Source organism: Testudinibacter sp. 'clade 2' (assembly GCF_006227735.1).
GTDB lineage: Bacteria > Pseudomonadota > Gammaproteobacteria > Enterobacterales > Pasteurellaceae > Chelonobacter.
Genome location: NZ_VDHB01000202.1, coordinates 1 through 8,347, shown reverse-complemented (window position 1 = coordinate 8,347; position 8,347 = coordinate 1). Strand labels below are relative to the sequence as shown.

The following is an 8,347-nucleotide window of genomic DNA, read 5'->3' as shown; positions in this document are numbered from 1 at the left end:
AAGATGTAAAATGGGAATGATAAAAATATAGCTACAATTAGAGAAGAAATGCTTATTAATATAAAAAATGGAAGTGAAGTAAATAGTTCAATAAATAAAGATATTTGATTTATTTGATTGAGATAGACATAAAAGAATAATCCACCAAAAACAATAAATGTGATATTTAGTGTAAGAATTATCTCAGAGAGAGAGCTTTTCTTACAAAAGGAAGACTTTTTTTAAAGTTTTTTTATTTTCGAGATTCATAATATTTGTACTTACAGTAATAAAGTGTGATAGCTTTGACTATCACACCTGTTTTTAGTTAATCGCTACCCCAACACAACCCTCGCATTCCTAAACAATCGCATCCAAGCCCCATCTTCGCTCCAATCCTCTGGATACCAAGAGTTGCTCACTGCTCTGAACACACGTTCCGGGTGTGGCATCATGATGGCGACGCGTCCGTTGCGGTTGCTAAGGGCGGTGATGCCGTCTACTGAGCCGTTCGGGTTGGCTGGGTAGGTTTCGGTTGGTTGCAGGTTGTTGTCGATATATTGTGCGATGATCAGGTTTTGTTCACGCAACTGTGCCAATTGCTGATCGTTTTTGAATTCAACCCGACCTTCGCCGTGGGAAACGGCGATTGGCATATGTGAGCCTGCCATGCCGTTGAACCACAACGAATTGCTGTCGTTGATTCGTACCAACGCTGCACGGGCTTCAAAACGTTCGGAGGTGTTGCGCACAAAGCGTGGCCAGGCCTCGGTGCCGGGAATGATTTCCGCCAAGTTGGAGATCATCTGGCAACCGTTACATACGCCTAAACTTAAGGTATCTTCACGTTGGAAGAAGGCTTCGAATTGATCGCGAAGTGCGGTATTGAATAGGATCGATTTCGCCCAACCGCCGCCAGCGCCTAGCACGTCGCCGTAGGAGAAGCCGCCGCAAGCGACTAAGGCGTTGAATGTATCCAGTGTGATACGTCCATTCATCAGGTCGCTCATATGGACGTCAATCGCATCAAATCCGGCACGGTCAAACGCCGCCGCCATTTCCACATGGCTGTTGACACCTTGTTCGCGCAGCACCGCAATACGAGGTTTTACGCCTGTGGCGATATACGGTGCGGCGATGTCGTCATTTGGATCGTAACTTAATTTTGCCGATAAACCTTTATTGCTCGGATCTTTCTTGGTGGCAAATTCTTGATCGGCGCAAGTCGGGTTGTCACGCAGGCGTTGCATTTGATGGGTCAGTTCCGCCCAGATACCACGCAGTTCAGAACGTTTTTCATTTAACTTTTCGGTACCGGCAAAGCGGATAATAAATTCATCATTTTGGGTGACTGTGCCGATATCGTGAGTTAACTCAGCTAAATTATGTGCTGCAAGCACCGCTCTTACCGCATTGAGATCGTTTTCGGCAATCTGAATGACAGCGCCCAGCTCCTCATTGAATAAAATACCGAAATCGCTGATTTGTCTTTCAAGATCGGCATCTAAAGCCCCCAATTCGACAGCCCAGCCTTTGCTGCTATCAAATAAACCGGTGATATCAGCGTTGATTCCACAATGACCGGCAAATGCCATTTCAGCAAGCGTTGTGATTAAACCGCCGTCGGAACGGTCGTGGTAAGCCAATAATTTATCATCGGCAACCAGTTGTTGAATGGCGTCATAGAAGCCTTTTAGTTTGGCAGAATCAACCACATCTGCCGGTTTGTCGCCCAGTTGTTTATACACTTGCGCAAGTGCGGTTGCGCCAAGGCGGTTGTTGCCTTCGCCTAAGTCGATCAGCAGCAGGCGACTGTCTCCTTTGCCGGTGCGCAATTGCGGGGTGACGGTTTTGCGCACGTCTTCTACTCGTGCAAAAGCGCTGATGACTAATGATAACGGCGCAGTCACCTGTTTATTTTCGCCGTTTTCCTGCCAAGTGGTTTTCATTGACATTGAATCTTTGCCGACCGGAATGGTTAAGCCCAATGCAGGGCAAAGTTCTTCGCCGACTGCTTTCACCGCCGCATATAAACCGGCGTCTTCGCCTTTGTGCCCGGCAGCTGACATCCAGTTGGCGGAGAGTTTAATCCGTTTGATGTCACCGATTTGGGTGGCGGCGATATTGGTGATCGATTCAGCAACCGCCATGCGCGCCGAAGCGGCGAAGTCTAACAATGCAATCGGCGCACGTTCGCCGATAGACATCGCTTCGCCGTAATAACTATCGAAGCTGGTGGTGGTAACAGCACAATCGGCAACCGGAATCTGCCACGGCCCGACCATCTGATCGCGCGCTACCATACCGGTGACGCTACGGTCACCGATGGTGATTAAGAAGGTTTTTTCTGCTACCACCGGCAAGCGTAACACACGCTGCAAGGCTTGTTTGACATCAATTGTTTCGGTATTTAACGGCGGATTATTCACTACCGCACTTTGCACGTCACGAGTCATTTTCGGTGGTTTGCCAAGCAGTACGTTCAGCGGCATATCAATCGGTTTGTTGTTGAAATGGCTATCGTTCAGGGTCAAGTGCGGTTCAGCCACCGCTTCGCCGATCTCCGCATAAGGTGCGCGTTCACGTTGACACAGTTGTTCAAACAGCGGCAGTTGATCCGCTGCCACCGCTAACACATAGCGCTCTTGCGATTCGTTACACCAAATTTCCAACGGACTCATGCCCGGCTCGTCGCTCAGGATGTTGCGCAGCTCAAAGTTGCCGCCACGTCCACCGTCATTGACTAATTCCGGCATCGCATTGGAGAGACCGCCGGCACCGACATCGTGGATAAACAGAATCGGGTTGTCGTCGCCCAACTGCCAGCAGCGGTCGATCACTTCCTGACAACGGCGTTCCATTTCCGGATTGTCGCGTTGCACCGAGGCAAAATCTAAGTCTTCTTTCGATTTGCCGGAGGTCATCGAGGAAGCTGCACCGCCGCCTAAGCCGATATTCATTGCCGGGCCGCCAAGTACGATCAGTTTTGCCCCGACCGGAATCTCACCTTTTTGTACATGTTCGTCACGGATGTTACCGATCCCGCCCGCCAGCATAATCGGTTTGTGATAACCGCGCACTTCCACCCCGTTGAAGCTGTTGACTTTCTCTTCGTAAGTACGGAAATAGCCTAATAGAGCAGGGCGACCAAATTCATTGTTAAACGCTGCGCCGCCGAGTGGGGCTTCCAGCATAATATCCAATGCTGAGGCGATACGATTCGGTTTGCTTAACGGATTCTCCCAGGGTTGTTCGAAGTTGGGTACGAGCAAGTTGGAAACCGAGAAACCGACTAAACCAGCTTTGGGTTTTGCACCGCGTCCGGTTGCGCCTTCGTCACGGATTTCACCGCCGGAACCGGTTGCTGCCCCCGGGAACGGAGAAATCGCTGTCGGGTGGTTGTGGGTTTCCACTTTCATTAAAATATGTGCATCTTCTTGATGATAACGGTATTTGCCGTCGCTGTCGGCAAAGAAACGTCCAACTTTCGAGCCTTCCATCACCGCCGCATTGTCTTTATAGGCTGACAACACAAAGTCAGGGGTTTGCTCAAAGGTATTTTTAATCATCTTAAACAACGATTTCGGCTGTTTCTCGCCGTCGATCACCCAGTCGGCGTTAAAAATTTTGTGCCGGCAATGTTCGGAGTTCGCTTGGGCAAACATGTACAGCTCAATATCGACCGGATTGCGTTTGAGTTGGGTAAATTGCGCTAATAAATAGTCGATTTCATCTTCCGCCAGTGCCAAACCTAAATTGAGGTTGGCTTGCTCCAGTGCGGTTCTGCCGTGTTGCAGAATATCCACGGTGGTGAAGGGTTTCGGTGCGGCGTGGCTGAACAGGGCTTGGGCGTCTTGCGGGGTTTCGATTACCGTTTCGAGCATACGGTCGTGTAAAAGTGCGGTCAGGGTTTGGGTTTGTTGTTCGGTGAGTGGGGAAGTGGTTTGAAGATAATAGGCTAGACCGCGTTCGATGCGTTTGACTTTCGCTAATCCGGAGTTATGCGCAATATCACTGGCTTTCGATGACCAAGAGGAGATAGTGCCGATACGTGGGATCACGATAAAACAACTGCCGCTCGGTTCATGTTCCGCCAAGGTCGGCCCGTAATGCAGCAACTGCTCTAACTGCTCGGTTTCCGTTGGCGTCAGTGCCTGCGTTAAATCGGCAAAGTGCAGATATTCGGCATAGCACTCGCTGACGGGCAGTTCAGCTTGGCGAAATTGGGTCATTAATTGGTGTAAGCGGAAATCAGAAAGAGCGGGAGAGCCGCGGAAAATTTGCATCATCATCTTTTACCGTAAATTGTTGAGAAAAAGTTGTGGGAGGATAACAATCGTTGAAAAAAACAACAATTGTCAGCAACAGGGACATTATAAAGTAAACTGCGGTGTAACGGAAACTTTTGCGTCCTTTTCATCGCGAGGTCAGTTGGTTTTTGCTGAAAGAGCGGTTAGAATGCGCTATCTTCAAAAATAGTGAACAGGGCGTTGAGTTGAAAGGACTACTATTACGGGCGGTTTTTGCAATCGGTCTATTGTTATGGGCAATAGATATGATTTTTCCGTGGCAGAAAATGATGTCGGAAGAGAAAAATCATTATGTAACCGTATTGGAAAAAGGCGAGTTGGTGGTCGGCACAGTCAATAATCCGGTTTATTATTTTATCGGTAACGATGAAGCGCAAGGCTTGGAATATGAATTGAGCACTGCATTTGCCGAGTATTTGGGAGTGCGATTGAAAGTGGTCAGCCTTGATAACAGCAGCCAATTGTTTGACGCCTTAAAGCGCGGTCAAATTGATATGGCGGCGGCCGGCTTGCGTTACGAAAATGAAAAAAACGAGCAATTTCAGACCGGGCCGGGCTACACATCCGCCTCGTGGCAGTTGGTGTATCGTATGGGTGAAAAGCGCCCGAAAACTTTTACTGATGCTGACAGCACAATCCTTATTCCGTTTAATCTAGAGCTGATTAATCTGTTGACACAAGCCAAACAGATGTTTCCCAACCTGCATTGGCAAGTAGAGCAAAATTTGACGCAGGAAGAGATTTTGTTGATGGTGGCAGAGGGGAGGCAGGATTATGCCATTGCCAGTTCGATTGATATTGCCTCGGCGCAGCAGATTAAGCCACAGTTGAACGTTGCTTTTGATGTCAGCGAAGAGTCCAGTGTACATTGGTATTTTTCAAAAAATACCTATAATGAATTGCAGGCAGCGTCACTGGAATTTATGCACAGTGCATTGGAAACCGGTTTAGTCGCTCGTTTGGAAGAGAAATATTTTAACCATATGCACAACTTTGATTATGTTGATGCCCGCACTTATTTAGATGCAATTGAAAATGTATTGCCGAAATACATCGACTATTTCAAGCGCTATAGTGGCGAGTTGGAGTGGCATACTTTGGCGGCGATTGCTTACCAAGAGTCCCATTGGAATGAAGCCGCAACGTCACCGACCGGTGTGCGTGGCATCATGATGCTGACTAAGGATACCGCAGAACGAATGAAAGTACAGGACAGAACTGATCCGGAGCAAAGCATTCGCGGCGGCGCCGAATATTTGCATTTGCTGATGCGGCAGATTCCAAATACTGTTCATCAGGACGATAAAATCTGGTATGCACTGGCGGCATATAATATGGGATTGGGACATTTATTGGATGCGCGCCGTTTGACCAAAGAACTGGGCGGCAATCCGGACAACTGGTTGGATGTAAAAAATAATTTACCGCTGTTGGCGGAAAAACGCTACTATTCCAAATTGAAATATGGTTATGCGCGCGGCTATGAAGCCCATGCCTATGTAGAAAATATCCGCCGCTATATGAACAGCATCAGCAAACATTACCGCTTAAAAGAGATTGAAAAAGCCATCGACCGCAAACTGACACCGGCTGAAACCGGCAGCAATACGACGGATCAATATTTAATCCAGCATGGCTAATAAAATCGATAACAGAAGAATAGAACGGAGTGTAACAGGAGAGCAGAATGAGAAGATCCCGTGTATTTTTTAAACCGAAAAAATCGCTTTCATTACAAAATAATCATCGTCGTTTGCTGCGCCTGCGTCGCCGTAAAAGAATTAAAGCACGGATTGAAGAGCGACACTGGTTTCAGTTTTTAGTCGAACAGCAGTGAAAACCGCACTTTTTGCCGATCTATTGTTGATTTTACCCGGCAGCTGAAACTGCCGGGTTTTGTTTGTGATAGTTTATAAACTTAATAAATCGCGATTTTTTTCCAATGTCGCCTTGCCAATTCCGGAAACATCGGATAGTTGATCAATACTGATAAAATTGCCGTTTTTCTCACGGTATTCCACGATCGCTTGCGCTTTTTTCGCCCCGATACCGAGCAGACCTTTTTCCAATTCTTGAGCGCTGGCGGTATTCAAATTGATACGCTCTGTTACTATTTGGGCTTGGGCTTGTTCGGTGGCAGTTTCAGTCGCTGGGATTGCCGCAGTTTGTTGAGCAGACAGCGGCAGGGCAGTAAAAGCGCCTAAAAATGCCAGAGCAGACCATTTGCGAAAGTTTGATTTTAACTTAGACATAGTGTTTCCTTTATACAGTTTTTGCTTGAGATAAATGAAATAAAAAAACGCTGCCGAATCAAATCGACAGCGCCACTATGCCCATATTTTGCTTGCGATTCGAATCCGAGCCTTAAATCTCCCGATCCGGATCGCAAAATGGGTAAAAAATACGGCTGAAACTTAAATGACTATAGTTAAATGACTATAGTTAAATGACTATAGTTAAATGACCATAAAAACAAAGTGCGGTCAGCTCACCGCCTTAATTCGCAATTCGCGTGGTACTTCAAATACCGTATTTTCCTCACAACCCTCTAAATCCTCGACACTGGTTGCTCCCAGCTCGCGTAAACGACTGACCACCGATTGCACTAAAACCTCCGGCGCAGAAGCGCCAGCGGTAATGCCGATCACCTTAACTGCGTTTAACCAATTCGGATCAATATCATCGGCATCATCAATCAACTTGGCGACAACGCCCATGCGTGATGCCAATTCTGCCAAGCGGTTGGAATTAGAGGAGTTTTTAGAACCGACCACAATCACTAAATCTGACTGCTTCGCCAGCTCGGCAACCGCATTTTGACGGTTGGTGGTGGCGTAACAAATATCGTTTTTACGCGGACCTTGAATGGCCGGATATTTCTCTTTTAAGTTTTCAATAATTGAACTGGTATCGTTAATAGACAATGTGGTTTGGGTCATAAATGTCAAGTCGTCAGCTTGGCTGAGTGGCAGATTGGCAATATCTTCTACTGACTCAACCAAATAAATGCCGCCGTCTTGATTATCATATTGCCCCATCGTACCTTCTACTTCCGGGTGTCCTTGATGTCCGATCAGAATTGCTTTAGTACCTTTGCGACTGGCGCGCGCCACTTGCATATGCACTTTGGTCACCAGCGGGCAAGTGGCGTCAAATACTTTCAGATTACGGCTTTTCGCATCTTGCCGCACTTGTTGCGAAACCCCATGCGCCGAGAAAATCACAATCGCCCCGTTCGGCACTTCGTCCAGCTCTTCCACAAACACGGCGCCACGTTCGCGCAAGCCGTTGACCACAAAACGGTTATGCACCACTTCGTGGCGCACATAGATCGGCGCACCGTGAATTTCCAATGCCAGTTCGACAATGCTAATCGCACGATCAACCCCGGCACAGAAACCGCGTGGATTGGCTAAAATAATTTTCATCTTAATCACTCACTCTGACTGTTTTTCTTTTCCGGATTGACAAAGTAATCCAGAATCAGCAAACCGGCACCAATTGAAATACTGACATCGGCGATGTTAAATACCGGAAAATGGTAATTTTCCCAGTAAACATGTAAAAAATCCACCACAAACCCATGATAAGTGCGGTCAACCATATTGGCTAAAGCGCCGCCGATAATCAACGCATAGCCACAATTCATCAATTTTTTGCTGGCATTGTTGCGGTATAGCCAATAGATGAGTAACGCTGAAATACCGAGGGCTAAAACGATAAAAAAGTATTTCTGCCAACCGCCATGATCCGCCAAAAAACTGAACGCCGCACCGTAGTTGCGCACATAAGTAAAATTAAAAACCGGCAGAATATTAATGCTTTCATACAGTTGAAAGTTGTTTACTACAATCCATTTGCTGAATAGGTCAACGACAAAAATAACCGCACTTAGCCAAAGGAAAGCGAGTCCGGTTCGAGGTTTATTCATTTTGATATTTTCCAAGTAAAAGTGGTTATGCCAATATATTAGTTTTAACGCTTTAAAAATTCGAACTATACCGAAAAATGTTTTTAAAGTCTAAAGTCACATTTATTTTTAGTGTAAAAAATATGAT

6 protein-coding genes are annotated in these 8,347 nt (G+C 46.7%); 2 read left to right on the top strand and 4 right to left on the bottom strand.

Going from position 1 to position 8,347, the window contains the following annotated elements; all coding sequences use genetic code 11:
* Window positions 1-314: 314 nt before the first annotated feature.
* A complete protein-coding gene (gene purL, locus FHQ30_RS12575; protein WP_139611404.1) occupies window positions 315-4,268 on the bottom strand; it encodes a phosphoribosylformylglycinamidine synthase in 3,954 nt (1,317 codons plus the stop codon).
* Window positions 4,269-4,474: 206 nt separating this feature from the next.
* Between purL and mltF the strand changes: the two genes are divergently transcribed.
* Together mltF and FHQ30_RS13325 are read left to right on the top strand one after the other, a co-directional pair.
* The gene (gene mltF, locus FHQ30_RS12570) at window positions 4,475-5,929 is read left to right on the top strand and encodes a membrane-bound lytic murein transglycosylase MltF (protein ID WP_139611405.1); all 1,455 of its coding nucleotides are present in this window, start codon (window positions 4,475-4,477) and stop codon (window positions 5,927-5,929) included.
* A 47-nt stretch (window positions 5,930-5,976) separates the two neighbouring features.
* Complete coding sequence (locus FHQ30_RS13325; protein ID WP_176552639.1) at window positions 5,977-6,126, top strand: hypothetical protein; 150 nt, start codon at window positions 5,977-5,979, stop codon at window positions 6,124-6,126.
* A 73-nt stretch (window positions 6,127-6,199) separates the two neighbouring features.
* On the opposite strand, the gene FHQ30_RS12565 is transcribed toward FHQ30_RS13325, so the two are convergent.
* The 3 genes from FHQ30_RS12565 to lspA form a co-directional block, all read right to left on the bottom strand.
* A complete protein-coding gene (locus FHQ30_RS12565) occupies window positions 6,200-6,541 on the bottom strand; it encodes a ComEA family DNA-binding protein (RefSeq protein WP_139611391.1) in 342 nt (113 codons plus the stop codon).
* A gap of 231 nt (window positions 6,542-6,772) precedes the next feature.
* Window positions 6,773-7,717, bottom strand: a complete 945-nt coding sequence (gene ispH / locus FHQ30_RS12560) for a 4-hydroxy-3-methylbut-2-enyl diphosphate reductase (RefSeq protein WP_139611392.1) — start codon at window positions 7,715-7,717, stop codon at window positions 6,773-6,775.
* Between the two features lie 5 nt (window positions 7,718-7,722).
* Entirely contained in the window at window positions 7,723-8,220 is a 498-nt protein-coding gene (lspA, locus tag FHQ30_RS12555) for a signal peptidase II (protein ID WP_139611393.1), read from the bottom strand.
* Between the last annotated feature and the right edge of the window lie 127 nt (window positions 8,221-8,347).

What these genes read in the sequence shown, in the direction of transcription:
- FHQ30_RS12565 (WP_139611391.1), bottom strand. Translation starts at nt 6,541, where the DNA reads ATGTCTAAGTTAAAATCAAACTTTCGCAAATGGTCTGCTCTGGCATTT.
- FHQ30_RS13325 (WP_176552639.1), top strand. Translation starts at nt 5,977, where the DNA reads ATGAGAAGATCCCGTGTATTTTTTAAACCGAAAAAATCGCTTTCATTA.
- lspA (WP_139611393.1), bottom strand. Translation starts at nt 8,220, where the DNA reads ATGAATAAACCTCGAACCGGACTCGCTTTCCTTTGGCTAAGTGCGGTT.
- ispH (WP_139611392.1), bottom strand. Translation starts at nt 7,717, where the DNA reads ATGAAAATTATTTTAGCCAATCCACGCGGTTTCTGTGCCGGGGTTGAT.
- purL (WP_139611404.1), bottom strand. Translation starts at nt 4,268, where the DNA reads ATGATGCAAATTTTCCGCGGCTCTCCCGCTCTTTCTGATTTCCGCTTA.